Consider the following 16,737-nt stretch of genomic DNA (forward strand, 5'->3'; position numbering starts at 1 on the left):
CTGGGGCGCCTGACGGTCGGCTATGTTAAAACTCTGTACTCGCTCAACCCCTTTTCCTACAGGATCACGTATGTCGTTGACCGCCAAACCGCTCTCGGGCCTGAAAGTCGTTGAATTGGGCACGTTGATTGCCGGGCCATTTGCTTCGCGCATTTGCGCTGAATTCGGCGCCGATGTGATCAAGGTCGAATCCCCGGACGGCGGCGATCCGTTACGCAAATGGCGCAAGTTGTATGAGGGCACTTCGCTGTGGTGGTTTGTGCAGGCACGCAATAAAAAGTCCCTGACCCTGAACCTCAAGCATCCCGACGGCCTGGCGATTCTGAAAAAGCTGCTCGGCGAAGCGGACATCCTCATCGAGAACTTCCGCCCCGGCGTCCTGGAAAAACTTGGCCTGGGCTGGGAGATCCTGCATGCATTGAATCCGAAGCTGGTAATGGTGCGGCTCTCGGGCTTCGGCCAGACCGGGCCGATGAAAGATCAACCAGGGTTTGGTGCGGTCGGCGAGTCCATGGGCGGTTTGCGCTACATCACCGGTTTTGAAGATCGCCCACCGGTGCGCACCGGCATATCCATTGGCGACTCGATTGCCGCACTCTGGGGCGTGATCGGCGCGCTGATGGCTTTGCGGCACCGTGAGGTCAACGGCGGCCAGGGCCAGGTGGTTGATGTAGCGCTGTATGAAGCGATCTTCGCCATGATGGAAAGCATGGTCCCGGAGTTCGACGTGTTCGGTTTCATCCGTGAACGGACCGGCAACATCATGCCCGGCATCACGCCCTCTTCGATCCATACCAGTGCCGACGGCAAGCACGTACAGATCGGCGCCAACGGCGATGCGATCTTCAAGCGTTTCATGCTGATCATGGGTCGCGAAGACCTGGCCAACGACCCGTTGCTGGCCAGCAACGACGGGCGTGACAGCCGCCGTGACGAGCTCTACGGCGTCATCGATCGCTGGGTCAATTCGTTGCCGCTGGACAGGATTCTTGAGCTGCTGAATCAGGCCGACGTACCGGCCAGCCGAATCTTCAGCGCCGAAGACATGTTCAGTGATCCGCAGTACCTCGCCCGGGAAATGTTCCTGCAGGCCAAACTGCCGGATGGCAAAGATTTCAAGATGCCGGGAATTGTGCCGAAACTCTCTGACACACCCGGTGATTGTGAATGGGTCGGGCCGCAACTGGGCGAGCACAACGCGCAGGTACTCCAGGAACTTGGCTATGACGCGTCGCAGATCGCACAACTGCGCAAAGACGGAGCCATCTGAGCTCAAGCGTCTGCTTGCGCAACTCTTCAAGCACTGCCTGTGGCGTAACGGGCGGGCGTTGTGTGCGGTGGCGAGCGTTCTGTTGATTAGCGCTACGTCACCGCCAGCGTTGGCGCAACCCAAAGACACGCTGATCTGGCTCAAACGCGACCTGCCACCGCTGTTCATTTTCGAAGGACCGAAAAAAGGCCTGGGCATTATCGATCAACTGTTGACGAAACTGATCGCCGGCATGCCGCAGTACCAACACAGCGTGATGAAGGTCAATCGCGCGCGCGGCTTGCAGATGCTCCACGAGCCCTCTCTCACGTGTGATGCCGCTTTGAACTGGAGCAAGGAACGCGAAACCTGGATCGCGTTTTCCATCCCGGTATTCCGCGCCATGAGCAATGGCCTGGCCGTGCGCCGCGTTGATCGCAACGTGCTGGCGCCATTCATCAAGGATGGAGAAGTGGATCTGGCCGCCCTGCTGGCCACCGGCACCGTGACGCTGGGGATCGTCGCCGAACGCAACTACGGCGAGTACCTCGACGTGCTGCTCAAACAGGCTCCGCCCAAGGCCTTGACGCTCCATTACGGTAACGACGCATTGGGCAGCCTCTTGCAAATGCAACGCCTGGGACGCTTGCAGCTGTTGCTGGGCTATCGTCCGGAAATCCGTTATCAGGCGCAGCAGCAAGGGATCGCGGAGAATGAATTGCAGTTCTACCCGATTCGCAACACCGGTAAATACTTGTCCGGTTACATCGGCTGCACCGACACGCCGCAGGGTCGAAAGGCGATCACCGAAATAAACCAACTGTTGCGTACCCTGCCCCGTGACTATCTGAGCGAGGCCTACGCGGCCTGGCTTGACCCGGAAAGTCGCAGTGAATACCTGGAGGCTTCCAGGACATTTTTCGAGCAACAGACCGGGCACTGACAAACGCCGGGCAAAAAGAAACCCCGAGAAGTGGGGAGACGACTCGGGGTTAAACGTGGCCTGCATCAGACCCGTAGCAACAAGCTACAAGCACCGGAGCACAATGCTTGATCCTGTTGTTAATGGGTCTGACTGACCTTGGTGCAGGAAGGTTCCCACAAATGACAATTCAATTTCGACTGGCCAACAGCTTGTCCTGAGCGGCATTACGCAGCGCCGCGATCACACAAGGCTCCAGGCGTCCTTCAGCAATCAGCACATCGCGATGCAAGCCGTCGACCACATCGGTCAGCAAGCGCTTGTCGCTCAACTGCGCCTGATTGAACTTGCGCTCGACCACGATCTCACCGATCGCGTTCCTCAATGTCACACGGAATTCACCCTGAATACCTGACGGGGTCAATGTCACTTGATACGGGCTCAGAGCCTCACCGAGCAAGAGACTGATACTTTCCATCTCGATCACCACTCAATAGTCCGAAAACAAAGTGCCTGGGGCGTCACTACAGTAAATGACCGCCGGCCCGGGAAGAAAGTTCTGAAAGACATAACGGCGTCCCTGATCGACAGAGCATGCATGGCCAAGATGACAGAGAGAAAACAACTCCGTCACGCCTGTCGACCCCGTTGACCGATATCACTCCAGCCCCCCAACAGACCGCGCAATTGCCCGTCCGCACTGTAGAACGGCACCGTCCATTGATAGACGTCCTTGAGGCCACTGTGCAAGAGCAATTGCCGCTCGCTGAAGCATGGCTTGCGCGTGTTCAGTTGAACCATGAGCTCGGCATGCAGAAGTTCGGCCGTCGCTTTGGGCATGATGTCGAGCTCGATGAGCTGGCGCCCCTGAGCCTGATCGAAGCGTATCGCCAGATGCTCCTCGTAACTCTTGTTGCACATGACCAGGCGCCCTTGCAGATCACGAACGAACATCGGATCGGGCATAGCGTCCAGCAACGTATGCTGGAACGCCAACTGATCGCGAAGGTCGTTCGCGGCATCCTGGCGCTGCTGGATCAGTGTCGTGAGGCGACGATTCCAGACCAGGCAAAGCAGTGCAAATACGCTGCAAACAACAACGCTCCAGCAATCCAGCCGTTCCCACGCCGAAGGCGTCGCTACGGGTGCCGTTGCTCCGAACCATTTGTGGCGAATCGCGCGTAACTCAGCTGGTGAAAATGCTTCGAGCGCCTTGTTGAGGATGCTCAACAGTTGTGGTTGGCCTTTGCGCACAGCCAGGTAATCAGCGTCCCATTTGCCCTCTATCGCTGCGCCGACCTTGAGCCGCCCCGAAGGATAGAGTCGGGCGCCGACTTCGGTGTCGATGGTCGCGTAGGCTTCGCCGCTTTCGACCAACGCCCGAGCCTCGGCGTAGGTCTTGACCGAGCGCAGCTCGATGGCTGGATACTCATGCCGAATCTCCGCTTCCAGCGCGTGTCGGGTCGGTAACACCAGGACCTTTTTCGCCAACTGCTCCAACGACTGCACGGCGGGCGCTTCGCTATGACCGATAAGCACCCAGCTTGCGCCACCGTACGCATGACTGAAATCCAGGAATGCCCTGCGCTCGTCGTTCATGGACAACATCGTGCTCATGTCGGCTGCACCACTTTCCAGGCGCTGGAGCAACTGGTCGGAGGAGAACGTCTCTTCGTAGACGAACTTCAGCCCTGTCAGGGTGCTGATGCGCTCCAGCACATCGTTGTTGAAGCCGCTCCAATGGCCGTGCTCGTCCTTGAACAGATACAACGGGTACTGTGTCAACGCAACGACAACCTGACGCTGCTCAGCGAGGTATTTGCGCTCCTGCGCATCCAGCGCGAGCACCGGGGCGGCGGCTGCAACGTCCGACTCAAAAGCCATCATTTGCGCCGCCACGGCCCACTGGGCAAAGCCCAGGGCCGCAATAAAAAACAACCAGCACATCGCTGGTTTTGACTCATGGAAACACGGCATTGCCACATCCTTGTGTTCAGTTCACCCGTCCTTCAGGGGCGAATCTCGACGGCAGTGTGGCACGCAGAAACGAGAAAGCCCGTCAGGGACGGGCTTCAATGTGTGACAGGTTTTGCCCGTTACAATGGCTTACCGCGGTTGCCATGCTGGCTGACAAAGGCCTGTACGGCTTTCAGCTCGTTCGGCAACACGGTGCAACGCTCATCTCTTTCAAACAAATCAGAAAGATGTACAGGGAGTTCCAGCGCTTTTCCTACGCCGGCTTTCTCCACCGCATCCGGAAACTTGACCGGATGCGCCGTGCCCAGAATCACCATCGGGATATCCAGGCTGCGACGGCATTCGCGTGCTGCCTTGACGCCGATCGCCGTATGCGGATCCAGCACTTCGCCGGTTTGCTCGTAAACTTCGGCGATGGTTTCGCAGGTTTGTGCGTCATCCACGGCCAGCGAGTCGAACAGTTTGCGGGCTTCGGTCCAGCGCTCCTGCTCGACGCTGAAACCACCACCTTGCTTGAAACTGTCCATCAGACCGGCAATCGCCGCGCCGTTGCGACCGTGCAGATCGAACAGCAGGCGTTCGAAGTTCGATGACACCATGATGTCCATCGACGGCGACAGGGTGGCGTGCAGGGTTTCCTTGACGTACTGGTTGCCGCTCATGAAGCGGTGCAGGATGTCGTTGCGATTGGTGGCGACGATCAATTGATTGATCGGCAGGCCCATGTTGCGCGCCAGGTAACCGGCGAAAATGTCGCCGAAGTTCCCGGTCGGCACCGAGAACGACACCGAGCGCGCCGGGCCGCCCAACTGCAGGGCTGCGTGGAAGTAGTAAACGATCTGGGCCATGATCCGCGCCCAGTTGATCGAGTTCACCGCCACCAGGCGAGTGCCCTTGAGGAAGCTCTGGTCGGCGAAACTCGCCTTGACCATTTCCTGGCAGTCATCGAAGTTGCCTTCGATGGCGATGTTGTGGATGTTCTCACCGAAGATCGTGGTCATCTGTCGACGTTGCACTTCGGACACACGGTTGTGCGGGTGCAGGATAAAGATGTCGACGTTTTCGCAGTGCTTGCAACCTTCGATGGCGGCCGAACCGGTATCACCGGAGGTGGCACCGACGATCACCACACGCTCGCCGCGCTTTTCCAGCACGTAATCGAGCAAACGACCCAGCAGTTGCAGGGCGAAATCCTTGAACGCCAGGGTCGGGCCGTGGAACAGCTCCAGCACCCATTCGTTGCCGTTCAGCTGACGCAGCGGCGCGACGGCGCTATGGGCGAACACACCGTAGGTTTCTTCAAGAATCTTTTTGAAATCGGCATCGGGAATGCTGCCGGTGACGAACGGGCGCATGACCCGGAAAGCCAGCTCGTGATACGGCAGGCCGGCCCAGGAAGCGATTTCTTCCTGGGTAAAACGTGGCAGGTTTTCCGGGACGTACAGACCGCCGTCGGTGGCAAGACCTGCCAGCAGGACGTCTTCGAAATTCAGGGCCGGTGCCTGGCCGCGGGTACTGATGTAACGCATGACTGACTCCAATGGACAGTGTTCGCAATGCCGGGCGCCCGACACGGCGCCCGGTAAACGATAACGGCTTAGTTCAGGTGCTCGACACGGATCCGTACAACCGGACCGACCACGCCCGCCAGGGCTTCCAAAGCTGCGATGGCATCGTTGATGCGCTGTTCCACCACTCGGTGGGTCAGCAGGATCATCGGCACCAGACCGTCGTGCTCTTCGGCTTCCTTCTGCATGATCGACTCGATGTTGATCCCCCGCTCAGAGAGGATGCTTGCCACCTGGGCCAATACGCCCGGATGGTCCTTGGCCTGGATGCGCAAGTAGTAAGCGCTTTCGCAGGATTCGATCGGCAGGATCGGGTGAGCGGACAACGAGTCCGGCTGGAAAGCCAGGTGCGGTACGCGGTTTTCCGGGTCGGAGGTCATGGCGCGAACCACGTCCACCAGGTCGGCGATCACCGACGAAGCGGTCGGTTCCATGCCGGCGCCGGCGCCGTAGAACAGGGTCGAACCGGCGGCGTCTCCGTTGACCATCACCGCGTTCATTACGCCGTTGACGTTGGCGATCAGGCGATCGGCCGGGATCAGCGTCGGGTGCACGCGCAGTTCAATACCGGATGCGGTGCTGCGCGCCACCCCCAGATGCTTGATGCGATAACCCAGCGCTTCGGCGTAGTTGACGTCGGCGGTGGTCAGTTTGGTGATGCCTTCGGTGTAAGCCTTGTCGAATTGCAGCGGAATGCCGAATGCAATCGAAGCCAGAATCGTCAGCTTGTGCGCCGCATCGATGCCTTCAACGTCAAAGGTCGGGTCGGCTTCGGCATAGCCCAGGGCTTGCGCTTCGGCCAACACGTCTTCGAAGGTCCGGCCTTTCTCGCGCATCTCGGTGAGAATGAAGTTGCCGGTGCCGTTGATGATCCCGGCCACCCAGTTGATGCGGTTGGCGGACAAGCCTTCACGGATCGCTTTGATGACTGGAATGCCACCCGCCACGGCTGCTTCAAACGCAACAATCACGCCCTTCTCGCGTGCCTTGGCGAAAATTTCATTACCGTGAACGGCGATGAGCGCCTTGTTCGCGGTGACCACATGCTTGCCATTCTCGATGGCCTTGAGTACCAGCTCGCGGGCAACGGTATAGCCGCCCATCAGCTCTATCACGATGTCGATCTCAGGGTTCGTGGCCACTTCGAAGACATCGTTGGTAATCGCAATACCGGTCGTTTGGAACTGAGGCTTTGGCGTGCGCATGGCAATTTGTGCCACTTCGATCCCACGCCCGGCACGACGAGAGATTTCCTCGGCGTTGCGCTGAAGTACGTTGAAGGTACCGCCACCGACGGTCCCTAACCCACAGATGCCTACTTTGACCGGTTTCACTGTGAACTCCCCATAAAACGGCCGACTCGAGGCCGGCCGTGAAAACAGCCGCATGTTCGCGGCTCTCTATTAATGGCCCGGCGATGTTGCTGCCGGACCATGATCGTCAATGGCTGACCGTGACGATGCGAATTTACTTCGCGCCCAGCGCCAGTTTGGCGACTTGTGGCGCAGGCTGGTAGCCCGGAATGACCTGACCATCGGCCAAAACGATGGCCGGTGTACCGTTCACGCCAATCGACTGACCGAGGGCGAACTGTTTGGCAACCGGGTTATCGCACTTGGCGGCCTTGATTTCCTTGCCGTCGACCATTTTGTCCATGGCCGCTTTCTTGTCTTTGGAGCACCACACCGCCTGCAATTGCTCATCACCCGGCGAGCCCAGCCCCTGACGCGGGAACGCTACGTAACGCACTTCGATTCCGCGCTTGTTCAACTCCGGGATTTCGGCGTGCAGCTTGTGGCAGTAGGGGCAAGTGGTGTCGGTGAACACGGTGATGTGCGATTTGGTTTCGCCGATGGCCGGGTACACCACGGTTTCAGCGACCGGGATTTCATTGACCAGTTTGGAAATGCCCAGGCGTTCGGTCTTTTCGGTCAGGTTGACGGGCTTGCCGTCCTTGAGCTGGAACATGTAGCCCTGAACGACATATTGCCCGTCGGCACTGGCATACAGCACGCGGCTGCCCTTGAGTTTGACTTCATACAAACCCGGCAACGGACTGGCGGTGATGGTTTCTACCGGTACTTCGAGCTGGAGGTTTTCCAGACTTTTACGAATGGCTTTGTCGGCCGCGTCATCGGCGACGGCAAAGGTGCTGACCAACGCAATGGCTGCGGCGGCGAAAATCTGGGTCAGACGCATGAGAACTCCTGAAGGCGGACAAATGTGACGATCAGAACGCCCGTGCCGAAACACCGGGTCATAACCGCCCATCGTGCAAACCGACAAAGCCTACCACATAAGGCAACGGTGGCCGAATGCAGGTGACGCAGGACAGCCTACGATGCCTGTTTGGCAATATTCATTGTGGCGAGGGGGTTTACCCCCGTTGGGTTGCGCAGCAACCCCACAATCTGCCACGGGGTTAAATTAGTTGCTCCGTGAGTACCGGTTTCTGCGCAGCCGAACGGGGGTAAACCCCCTCGCCACAGATAAGCATTTCAGTTTCAGGAACGGTATTTAGCCGCGCGGATGGTGCTTGGCGTGCAAATCCTGCAATCGCGCCCGGGCGACGTGGGTATAAATCTGCGTTGTCGACAAATCACTGTGCCCCAGCAACATCTGGACCACACGCAAATCCGCACCATGGTTGAGCAGATGCGTGGCGAAGGCATGACGCAGGGTGTGCGGCGACAGCGATTTGCCGATCCCGGCGACTTTGGCCTGATGCTTGATGCGGTGCCAGAACGTCTGACGGGTCATCTGCTCGCCGCGCTGGCTGGGAAACAACACATCGCTGGGACGCCCGCCAAGCAATTCGCCACGGCCATCGCGCATGTAGCGCTCGACCCAGACAATCGCTTCCTCGCCCATCGGCACCAGCCGCTCCTTGCTGCCCTTGCCCATCACACGCAAGACCCCTTGGCGCAAATTGACCTGCTCCAGTGTCAGGCTGATCAGCTCCGTGACCCGCAGCCCGCAGGCGTAGAGCACTTCGAGCATGGCACGGTCACGCTGGCCGATGGCTTCGCTCAAATCAGGGGCCTTCAGCAGGGCTTCCACATCGGCTTCCGACAAGGATTTGGGCAACGGTCGCCCAAGTTGCGGCATGTCGATCCTTAATGTTGGATCGACCGCGATCAACTTTTCCCGCAGCAGATAGCGATAGAAGCCACGCACGCCAGAGAGAAACCTTGCCGTTGAACGGGGCTTGTAGTTTTGCTCCAGGCGCCAGGCCAGGTGGTCGAGGATCAACTCGCGCCCGGCGTTGATCAGCTCCAGGCCCTTTTCCTGCAACCAGCCGTTGAACAGCGCGAGGTCACTGCGATAGGCATCGCGGGTGTTATCGGAAAGACCTTTCTCCAGCCAAAGGGCGTCGAGGAACTGGTCTATCAGGGGATGATCGATGGCGGGCATAAAGGCTCAGGCAAGACCGACAGTACGGTCAGGGAAGATAAATCGCAGGCAACAAAAAAGCAGCCCGTAGGCTGCTTTTTTCTGCATCGGAAGCTGGACTTAAGCCAGTTTTTCCTTGATGCGAGCTGCTTTACCAGACAGGTCACGCAGGTAGTACAGCTTGGCTTTACGTACGTCACCGCGACGTTTAACGGCCATGCTGTCGATTTGCGGGCTGTAGGTCTGGAAAGTACGTTCTACGCCAACACCGTTGGAGATTTTACGAACGGTGAATGCACTGTTTACGCCGCGGTTACGCTTGGCGATAACAACACCTTCGAACGCTTGCAGACGCGAACGGTCGCCTTCCTTCACTTTCACCTGAACGACAATGGTGTCGCCCGGGGCAAAGGTAGGGATCTCTTTGGTCATCTGCTCTGCTTCGAGTGCAAGGATGATTTTGTTAGTCATGCTGTGCTCCTAAGGTAAATCGTCGGATCTACCATCGATACGTTGTTAACTATCGTCCCGCTCGCGGATGTATTCCTCGAGCAGCTTCTTCTCTTCTCCAGAAAGCGAGCGGCTTTCCAGAAGATCGGCGCGTCGTTCATAGGTCCGACCAAGGGACTGCTGTAAACGCCAACGCCGGATGTGCGCGTGATTGCCACTTAGCAATACGTCGGGAACACGCTGATCCGCATACACCTCCGGTCGGGTGTAGTGCGGGCAATCCAGCAAACCATCCGTAAAGGAATCTTCCTCGGCGGAGTCCGCATGCCCTAAAGCTCCAGGCAGCAGTCGTGTAACCGCATCGATCAGGACCATCGCCGGCAGCTCGCCGCCAGACAGTACATAGTCGCCAATCGACCACTCTTCATCGACATGAGCATCAATAAAACGCTCGTCAATGCCTTCATAGCGGCCGGCAATCAGGATCAATGCATCCAGATTCGCCAACTCGCGTACCGCCGACTGAGTCAGTTGACGGCCTTGGGGCGACAGGTAAATCACCTTCGCGCCCTCCCCGGCGGCTGCCTTGGCCTGAACCAGAGCATCTTCCAGGGGCTTGATCTTCATCACCATGCCCGGACCACCGCCAAATGGGCGATCATCCACAGTGTGATGTCGATCCGTCGTGTAGTCTCGCGGATTCCAACAGGTGAGCTGCAACAGCCCCTGTTTCACCGCCCGACTGGTGATGCCGTACTCGCTGATGGCGGAGAACATCTCGGGAAACAAACTGATCACTTCTACGCGCAAGTTAGCCACGCTTAGAAATCCGCGTCCCAATCCACCTTCATCTCGCCTGCTGCCAGGTCGACGGCCAACACGCATTGCTCGGTATAGGGCAACAGGCGTTCGCGATCATCCAGGCTGCCAGCGCAAGGCTTGACCACCATTACATCATTCGAGCCGGTCTCCAGCAGGTGATCGATCTTCCCGAACAGTTGCCCGAGGGTGTCGATGACCTTGAGACCTTCCAGCTGGTACCAGTAGTACTCGCCGTCGGTCAGTTCAGGGAACAGGTTGCGCGGCACGCAGATCTCATAACCGGCCAGAAGACGAGCTTCTTCACGATCATCCAGACCCTTGAGCTTTGCGACCAGGAACTTGTCGTTCCCGCGTCCGCTGACCAGCTCTACCTGCTTTACATTGCCGTCACGCTTGAGCGTCCAGGTTTTGTAATCCAGCAGGTTCTTGATCGGATCAGTAAAGGAATACACCTTCACTTCGCCGCGAACGCCGTGAACAGAATAAATCTTGCCGATAACGATCAAATCATCAGCAACAGCTGGCGTCGCGTTCATATTGCTCAGGCCGCAGCCTTGGCAGATTCCTTCAACAACTGAGCAACGCGCTCAGAAGGTTGTGCACCAACGCTCAGCCAGTAGGCTACGCGCTCTTGGTTCACGGACAGACGAACTTCTTGACCACGAGCAACAGGGTTGAAGAAACCAACCTGTTCCTTGTGCGAGCCGTCGCGCGGGTTGCGGCTGTCGGTTACGGTCAAGTGGTAAAACGGGCGCTTTTTGGAGCCGCCAAGGGCAAGACGGATTGTTAGCATGTGAACATCGTTCCTGTAGTCGGTGCTGCAAATCTAAAGGCACAGCGGGCATGGGTGCCCGAAAGGCCGCATATTCTAAGGAATATCCGGACTTTTGCAAATGACTTTTTCCGGCGGCCTATCGGACGCCATGCAGATTTGCTATAGAGCCGTCGTTGAAAACGGCCGGTCAGCTCCCGCCAAGCGCGGGTTTGCTGTAGATCCCGCTTCCGTGCGGGTCTGCGCCGGTGCGATGACCGGCGCGGATTCTGGTGCCCTGTTACGCCAATATTGAGCAGTATTGGCGTGACAGGGCACTAAATTTTCGGCATGCCGCCGCCGGGCAACATACCGCCCATGCCGCGCATCATCTTGGCCATTCCGCCTTTCGCAGAGAATTTCTTCATCATCTTCTGCATCTGCTTGTGCTGCTTGATCAAGCGTCCGATGTCCTGCACCTGGGTGCCGGAACCCATGGCGATACGGCGTTTGCGCGAACCGCTGATCAGCTCAGGGTCACGGCGCTCGGCCGGGGTCATGGAGTTGATGATGGCTTCCATCTGCTTGAATTGCTTCTCTGCCGCACTCTGGGCATTGCCCATTTGCGCCAGGTTCACACCGCCCATGTTCGGCAGTTTGTCCATGAGGCCGCCGAGGCCACCCATGTTCTTCATTTGTTGCAGCTGATCGCGGAAGTCTTCGAGGTCGAAACCCTTGCCCTTCTTCAGCTTCTTGGCCAGCTTGTCGGCCTTGTCCTTGTCGAGGGTCGCTTCCGCCTGCTCGATCAGGCTGAGCACGTCGCCCATGCCGAGGATGCGCGAAGCGATACGCTCAGGATGGAACGGATCGAGCGCTTCGCTCTTCTCGCCCATACCGATGAACTTGATCGGCTTGCCGGTGATGGCGCGAACCGACAGCGCAGCACCGCCACGGGCGTCGCCGTCGACCTTGGTCAGGATCACACCGGTCAGCGGCAGTGCATCGCCGAAGGCCTTGGCCGTGTTGGCGGCGTCCTGACCGGTCATGGCGTCGACCACGAACAGGGTTTCAACCGGGTTGATCGCGGCATGCAACGCCTTGATCTCGCCCATCATCTCTTCATCGATGTGCAGGCGACCGGCGGTATCGACGATGACCACGTCGATGAATTTGAGCTTTGCTTCCTTAATAGCCGCTTGCGCGATCTCGACCGGCTTCTGGCTCAGGTCGGACGGGAAGAAGGTCACGCCCACTTCACCGGCGAGCATTTCCAGCTGTTTGATCGCCGCTGGACGGTAAACGTCCGCAGACACGACCATGACCGACTTCTTCTTGCGCTCCTTCAGGAAGCGCGCGAGCTTGCCGGCGGTGGTGGTTTTACCCGCGCCCTGCAAACCGGCCATCAGGATGACCGCTGGCGGCACGGCGCTGAGGTTCAAATCTTCGTTGGCTGCGCCCATCAGGCTTTCGAGTTCGGCCTGGACGATTTTCACGAAGGCCTGGCCCGGCGTCAGGCTGCGCGACACCTCGGTGCCGACAGCGCGCTCCTTGACCGAATTGACGAAGTCCTTGACCACTGGCAGGGCGACGTCGGCTTCGAGCAGCGCCATGCGCACTTCGCGCAGGGTGTCTTTGATGTTGTCTTCAGTCAGCTTGGCCTTGCCGGTGACATGGCGCAGCGTCTGCGAGAGACGGTCGGTTAAGTTTTCAAACATTGCGCGATCCTTTCAGGCCCTGTGTAGACCGGGATAATGGCGGCCCGGACCGGACTAAAACTGTGCTCGGCGAGCCTGCGGCGTGGGCAGGTCGCGGATTATAGCGAAGACTGCGGTCGGCGGACACCTCGCCGTCAGCTTGTCTGGTCTTTCGTGCCGCGTGGGTTCTATGCCAAACTCAGCGCCTTTCGGGCTTGCCTAACAGGACTTATGCTCCCCTTGTCACCCAGTTTGCTTACCACCCTCGCCGCCGCCTGTTTATATGCCGCTGCGACTATCTATCAGGGCACCCGCCTGGCCAACTGCGCCAAGGCCAACAAGCGCCTGCTGGTCACGCTCGGCGTACTCGCGGTGCTGGCCCATGGCGCCAGCCTGGTGACCCACCTGCTGACGCCGATCGGCCTGGGCCTGGATTTCTTCAGTGCCGCCAGCCTGATTGCCGCCGCAGTCATCGCCCTGACTTTGCTGGCCTGCTCGCGAATCCCCGTGGAGAACCTGCTGGTCTTACTGTTTCCCCTCGGCGCGCTGACCGTGCTCCTGGCGCAGTTCGCTCCCGCCGGCACGGTACAGATCATCGACGAAGAACCGGGCATCCTTGCCCATATCCTGCTGTCGATCCTCGCCTACGGCATGTTCACTATCGCGGTATTCCAGTCGCTGTTGCTGCTGGTCCAGGACCATCAGCTCAAGCACAAGCATCCGTCCGGGCTGATCAAGAACTTCCCGCCGCTGCAGACCATGGAAAGCCTGCTGTTCGGCTTCCTCTGGGCCGGCTGGACTCTGCTGTCGATGTCGTTGATTTCCGGATGGCTGTTCGTCGACAACCTGTTCGCCCAACACCTGGTGCACAAGACCTTGCTGGCCTGCCTGGCCTGGATCGTCTTCAGCGTGCTGCTCTGGGGGCGCAATCGCCTCGGCTGGCGCGGACACAAGGCCATTCGCTGGACCCTTGCCGGATTCTGCCTGTTGATGCTGGCGTATTTCGGCAGCAAGCTGGTCCGTGAATACATCCTGCATATCTAACGGGCGGCATTAATGGACGACTTGCCCTTAGGGCCAATGCTCGCTGTAGTGGCTCTGCTGGTTTTATGGTCGGGACTGTTTTCCGCCATTGAAGCCGCACATCAATATCTGCTGGCCAAACGCATCGCTTCGCGCTCGAGCGACAAGCCACCGGCCAGGCTGAGCTTCCCGCTCGTCAGCCTGATCTTCTGCAATACCCTGTGTCGCGCGCTGGTCGTGGTCATTTGCACCTTGCTGGCGATTTTCACCTGGGCGCAGAACGGTCCATGGATCGCGTGCCTCGGTGCGGGCGCCATTCTTCTGGTGCTTGCCGACTATTTGCCCCGTGCCGTTGCCGCCCGCCATCCGGATGCCATCCTCGCCTTTGGCAACAGCTTGCTGCGCGTCCCGCTGAAAATGGTTTACCCCGCTGCCTGGTTGCTTGATGCCATCGCCAAACTGTTGATTCGTCCACTGGCCCGCAAGGTCAAGGTCGTGCAACAGAGCGAAGACGAGGCACCACACGCCCAACACGATGACCGCGAACCCGCCGTCCACCGGCCACATCCGCTGCCCGGCATCCATGCGCTGGACAACATCACGGTCAACGACATTCTGGTGCCGCGCAGCGAAGTCGACGGGATCAACCTCGATGACCCGATCGAAGAAATCATCGAACAACTGCGCAACAACACCCGCACGCGCCTGCCGGTGTTTCACAGCGACATCAATCAGGTTGAAGCCGTGCTCAACACTCGGCAAATCGGCCATCTGCTGGCCGACAACAGCCTGACACTGGACGCGCTGATGGCGGCCAGTCGCGAACCGTACTTCGTACCGGAAAGCACTCCGCTGCAACTGCAACTGCTGAATTTCCACAAGCAGCAGCGTCGGCTTGGCATGGTCGTCGACGAGTACGGCGAGGTGCTTGGCATCGTGACCCTGGAAGACATTCTCGAAGAAATCGTCGGCGAGTTCGAAAGCCAGCAAAGCCTGGACAACCCGCACATTCACCCCCAGGCCGACGGCCGCCTGGTGATCGATGGCGCCGCATCGATACGCGACCTCAACAAGAGCCTCGGCTGGCACCTGCCATGCGATGGCCCGAAAACCCTTAACGGGCTGGTGACCGAGGCGCTGGAAACCATTCCCGAGAGCGCGGTATGCCTGAAAATCGGTCGTTATCGCCTGGAAATCCTCGAGACCGAAGACAACCGCGTCACTCGGGTATTGATCTGGCATACCGGCCCGGCGCCCGTCGCGGCCACGGCAGGCTGAGCATTCTTGCCCCCTTGTTGAATCGTTAGCCACCTTCCTATAATCGAGGCGCTTACCCAAGCCCCCCGCTACGCTGTGCTACCCGCACTCTGCTGCAAACCCACATCCCTGGGTGTTCAACCATAATAATTCGCTCCACTGGGGCACATGACTGTCAGGGATAACCGCATGACGACCAGCACAACCTACGACCACGCGCCCGCGCAACCGACGAACTCCGCCACCCGCGTGGCCACCGCGAGCTTCATCGGCACCGCCATCGAGTTCTACGACTTCTACGTTTATGCCACTGCTGCCGCACTGGTGATCGGCCCGGTATTCTTTCCGCAGACGTCCGGGACGGCGCAGATGCTCTCGGCTTTCCTGACGTTCGGCATCGCGTTTCTGGCACGACCGCTGGGCTCGGCGCTGTTTGGCCACTTCGGCGACCGCATCGGACGCAAATCCACCCTGGTGGCCTCGCTGTTGCTGATGGGCGTATGTACCACGCTGATCGGCGTGCTACCCGGCTATGACAGCATCGGCGCCTGGGCGCCAATCCTGCTTTGCGTGCTGCGTTTCGGCCAGGGCCTGGGGTTGGGCGGGGAATGGGGCGGCGCGGCGCTGCTGGCCACGGAGAACGCCCCCAAGGGCAAACGCGCCTGGTTCGGCATGTTTCCGCAGCTCGGCCCTTCCATTGGCTTTCTTGCGGCCAACGGCCTGTTTCTCACCCTGGCCATGGTGCTGGACGATGAACAGTTCCGCTCCTGGGGCTGGCGGATTCCGTTCCTGCTCAGTGCCGCGCTGGTGATGGTGGGCCTGTACGTGCGCCTCAAGCTTCATGAAACGCCGGTCTTTGCCAACGCCGTGGCCCGCCAGGAACGGGTAAAAATCCCGCTGGTCGAGCTGTTCAGCCAATACTGGGTGCCTGTCTTGCTGGGTGCCGGTGCGATGGTGGTGTGTTACGCACTGTTTTATATCTCGACGGTGTTTTCCTTGAGTTATGGCGTCGCGACGCTGGGCTACAGCCGTGAAACCTTCCTCGGCTTGCTGTGCTTCGCCGTGTTATTCATGGCGGCGGCTACTCCACTGTCCGCCTGGGCCAGCGACCGCTACGGACGTAAACCGGTGCTGATCATCGGCGGCGTGCTGGCAATTTTGTCGGGCTTTTTGATGGAACCGCTGCTGACCCAAGGCTCGACCTGGGGCGTGGCACTCTTCCTGTGCATTGAGCTGTTCCTGATGGGCGTGACGTTTGCGCCGATGGGTGCACTGCTGCCGGAGCTGTTTCCAACTCACGTGCGTTATACCGGCGCCTCTGCCGCCTACAACCTGGGCGGTATTGTCGGTGCCTCGGCGGCGCCGTTCTTTGCGCAGAAACTGGTAGCTATGGGTGGCTTGAGCTATGTCGGCGGTTATGTGTCCGGCGCAGCGGTGCTGAGCTTGATCGCCGTACTGTGCCTGAAGGAAACACGGCATAACGATTTGAATCGGGTCGCCTGACGGATTGCTTTCGCGGGCAAGCCTCGCTCCTACAAGGTCAGTGTCGATCATGGAATAACGGCACGACCTATAACCCTGTAGATACTCTGTTCACGGTCAAGCTTTCGCGAGATGTTTTTCGCTAAAAA

At 59.0% G+C, this 16,737-nt stretch carries 16 protein-coding genes; 5 read left to right on the top strand and 11 right to left on the bottom strand.

Going from position 1 to position 16,737, the window contains the following annotated elements; translation table 11 throughout:
• The first annotated feature begins 70 nt into the window (after nt 1-70).
• Both D8U73_RS23925 and D8U73_RS23930 read left to right on the top strand, forming a co-directional pair.
• A complete protein-coding gene (locus tag D8U73_RS23925) occupies nt 71-1,270 on the top strand; it encodes a CaiB/BaiF CoA-transferase family protein (protein WP_056853618.1) in 1,200 nt (399 codons plus the stop codon).
• A complete protein-coding gene (locus D8U73_RS23930) occupies nt 1,224-2,192 on the top strand; it encodes a TIGR02285 family protein (protein WP_056853619.1) in 969 nt (322 codons plus the stop codon). The genes D8U73_RS23925 and D8U73_RS23930 overlap by 47 nt, the downstream gene beginning before the upstream one ends.
• A 169-nt stretch (nt 2,193-2,361) precedes the next feature.
• On the opposite strand, the gene D8U73_RS23935 is transcribed toward D8U73_RS23930, so the two are convergent.
• The 11 genes from D8U73_RS23935 to ffh form a co-directional block, all read right to left on the bottom strand.
• Nucleotides 2,362-2,649, bottom strand: a complete 288-nt coding sequence (locus tag D8U73_RS23935) for a DUF3509 domain-containing protein (RefSeq protein ID WP_130905950.1) — start codon at nt 2,647-2,649, stop codon at nt 2,362-2,364.
• Between the two features lie 152 nt (nt 2,650-2,801).
• Entirely contained in the window at nt 2,802-4,148 is a 1,347-nt protein-coding gene (locus D8U73_RS23940; RefSeq protein ID WP_130905951.1) for a transporter substrate-binding domain-containing protein, read from the bottom strand.
• Nucleotides 4,149-4,267: 119 nt separating this feature from the next.
• Nucleotides 4,268-5,677 (bottom strand): threonine synthase, encoded by a 1,410-nt coding sequence (gene thrC / locus D8U73_RS23945; RefSeq protein WP_056853622.1) that lies wholly within the window; start codon nt 5,675-5,677, stop codon nt 4,268-4,270.
• Between the two features lie 68 nt (nt 5,678-5,745).
• Nucleotides 5,746-7,050 (bottom strand): homoserine dehydrogenase, encoded by a 1,305-nt coding sequence (locus D8U73_RS23950; protein ID WP_056853659.1) that lies wholly within the window; start codon nt 7,048-7,050, stop codon nt 5,746-5,748.
• A 133-nt stretch (nt 7,051-7,183) separates the two neighbouring features.
• A complete protein-coding gene (gene dsbC, locus D8U73_RS23955; RefSeq protein WP_056853623.1) occupies nt 7,184-7,915 on the bottom strand; it encodes a bifunctional protein-disulfide isomerase/oxidoreductase DsbC in 732 nt (243 codons plus the stop codon).
• A 318-nt stretch (nt 7,916-8,233) separates the two neighbouring features.
• Nucleotides 8,234-9,130 carry a site-specific tyrosine recombinase XerD gene (xerD, locus tag D8U73_RS23960; RefSeq protein ID WP_056853624.1) on the bottom strand — a complete coding sequence of 299 codons (897 nt, stop codon included), beginning with the start codon at nt 9,128-9,130 and terminating at the stop codon, nt 8,234-8,236.
• Between the two features lie 99 nt (nt 9,131-9,229).
• On the bottom strand, nt 9,230-9,580 hold the full coding sequence (gene rplS / locus D8U73_RS23965) for a 50S ribosomal protein L19 (RefSeq protein WP_003175895.1): 351 nt from the start codon (nt 9,578-9,580) through the stop codon (nt 9,230-9,232).
• 45 nt (nt 9,581-9,625) lie between these two features.
• The gene (gene trmD / locus D8U73_RS23970) at nt 9,626-10,378 is read right to left on the bottom strand and encodes a tRNA (guanosine(37)-N1)-methyltransferase TrmD (RefSeq protein ID WP_077046481.1); all 753 of its coding nucleotides are present in this window, start codon (nt 10,376-10,378) and stop codon (nt 9,626-9,628) included.
• Between the two features lie 2 nt (nt 10,379-10,380).
• Nucleotides 10,381-10,917: a ribosome maturation factor RimM gene (gene rimM / locus D8U73_RS23975; RefSeq protein WP_007972729.1), complete on the bottom strand. Its 537-nt coding sequence runs from the start codon at nt 10,915-10,917 to the stop codon at nt 10,381-10,383.
• A gap of 5 nt (nt 10,918-10,922) precedes the next feature.
• Nucleotides 10,923-11,174: a 30S ribosomal protein S16 gene (gene rpsP / locus D8U73_RS23980; RefSeq protein WP_003198088.1), complete on the bottom strand. Its 252-nt coding sequence runs from the start codon at nt 11,172-11,174 to the stop codon at nt 10,923-10,925.
• A gap of 296 nt (nt 11,175-11,470) precedes the next feature.
• Nucleotides 11,471-12,847 carry a signal recognition particle protein gene (ffh, locus tag D8U73_RS23985; protein ID WP_056853626.1) on the bottom strand — a complete coding sequence of 459 codons (1,377 nt, stop codon included), beginning with the start codon at nt 12,845-12,847 and terminating at the stop codon, nt 11,471-11,473.
• A gap of 210 nt (nt 12,848-13,057) precedes the next feature.
• Between ffh and ccsA the strand changes: the two genes are divergently transcribed.
• From ccsA to D8U73_RS24000, 3 genes are all read left to right on the top strand, one after another.
• Nucleotides 13,058-13,870, top strand: coding sequence for a cytochrome c biogenesis protein CcsA (gene ccsA / locus D8U73_RS23990; protein WP_056853627.1), 813 nt, complete (start codon nt 13,058-13,060; stop codon nt 13,868-13,870).
• 12 nt (nt 13,871-13,882) lie between these two features.
• Nucleotides 13,883-15,127: a transporter associated domain-containing protein gene (locus tag D8U73_RS23995; RefSeq protein WP_130905952.1), complete on the top strand. Its 1,245-nt coding sequence runs from the start codon at nt 13,883-13,885 to the stop codon at nt 15,125-15,127.
• A gap of 168 nt (nt 15,128-15,295) precedes the next feature.
• A complete protein-coding gene (locus D8U73_RS24000; protein ID WP_056853629.1) occupies nt 15,296-16,609 on the top strand; it encodes an MFS transporter in 1,314 nt (437 codons plus the stop codon).
• Nucleotides 16,610-16,737 lie beyond the last annotated feature (128 nt).

Source organism: Pseudomonas sp. Sample_22, assembly GCF_004307635.1.
GTDB lineage: Bacteria > Pseudomonadota > Gammaproteobacteria > Pseudomonadales > Pseudomonadaceae > Aquipseudomonas.

Coding starts and splice junctions, on each gene's coding strand:
- rimM (WP_007972729.1), bottom strand. CDS start 10,917: ATGAACGCGACGCCAGCTGTTGCTGATGATTTGATCGTTATCGGCAAG.
- D8U73_RS23925 (WP_056853618.1), top strand. CDS start 71: ATGTCGTTGACCGCCAAACCGCTCTCGGGCCTGAAAGTCGTTGAATTG.
- D8U73_RS23935 (WP_130905950.1), bottom strand. CDS start 2,649: ATGGAAAGTATCAGTCTCTTGCTCGGTGAGGCTCTGAGCCCGTATCAA.
- D8U73_RS23930 (WP_056853619.1), top strand. CDS start 1,224: ATGACGCGTCGCAGATCGCACAACTGCGCAAAGACGGAGCCATCTGAG.
- ccsA (WP_056853627.1), top strand. CDS start 13,058: ATGCTCCCCTTGTCACCCAGTTTGCTTACCACCCTCGCCGCCGCCTGT.
- rplS (WP_003175895.1), bottom strand. CDS start 9,580: ATGACTAACAAAATCATCCTTGCACTCGAAGCAGAGCAGATGACCAAA.
- thrC (WP_056853622.1), bottom strand. CDS start 5,677: ATGCGTTACATCAGTACCCGCGGCCAGGCACCGGCCCTGAATTTCGAA.
- D8U73_RS23940 (WP_130905951.1), bottom strand. CDS start 4,148: ATGCCGTGTTTCCATGAGTCAAAACCAGCGATGTGCTGGTTGTTTTTT.
- xerD (WP_056853624.1), bottom strand. CDS start 9,130: ATGCCCGCCATCGATCATCCCCTGATAGACCAGTTCCTCGACGCCCTT.
- D8U73_RS24000 (WP_056853629.1), top strand. CDS start 15,296: ATGACGACCAGCACAACCTACGACCACGCGCCCGCGCAACCGACGAAC.
- rpsP (WP_003198088.1), bottom strand. CDS start 11,174: ATGCTAACAATCCGTCTTGCCCTTGGCGGCTCCAAAAAGCGCCCGTTT.
- ffh (WP_056853626.1), bottom strand. CDS start 12,847: ATGTTTGAAAACTTAACCGACCGTCTCTCGCAGACGCTGCGCCATGTC.
- dsbC (WP_056853623.1), bottom strand. CDS start 7,915: ATGCGTCTGACCCAGATTTTCGCCGCCGCAGCCATTGCGTTGGTCAGC.
- D8U73_RS23995 (WP_130905952.1), top strand. CDS start 13,883: ATGGACGACTTGCCCTTAGGGCCAATGCTCGCTGTAGTGGCTCTGCTG.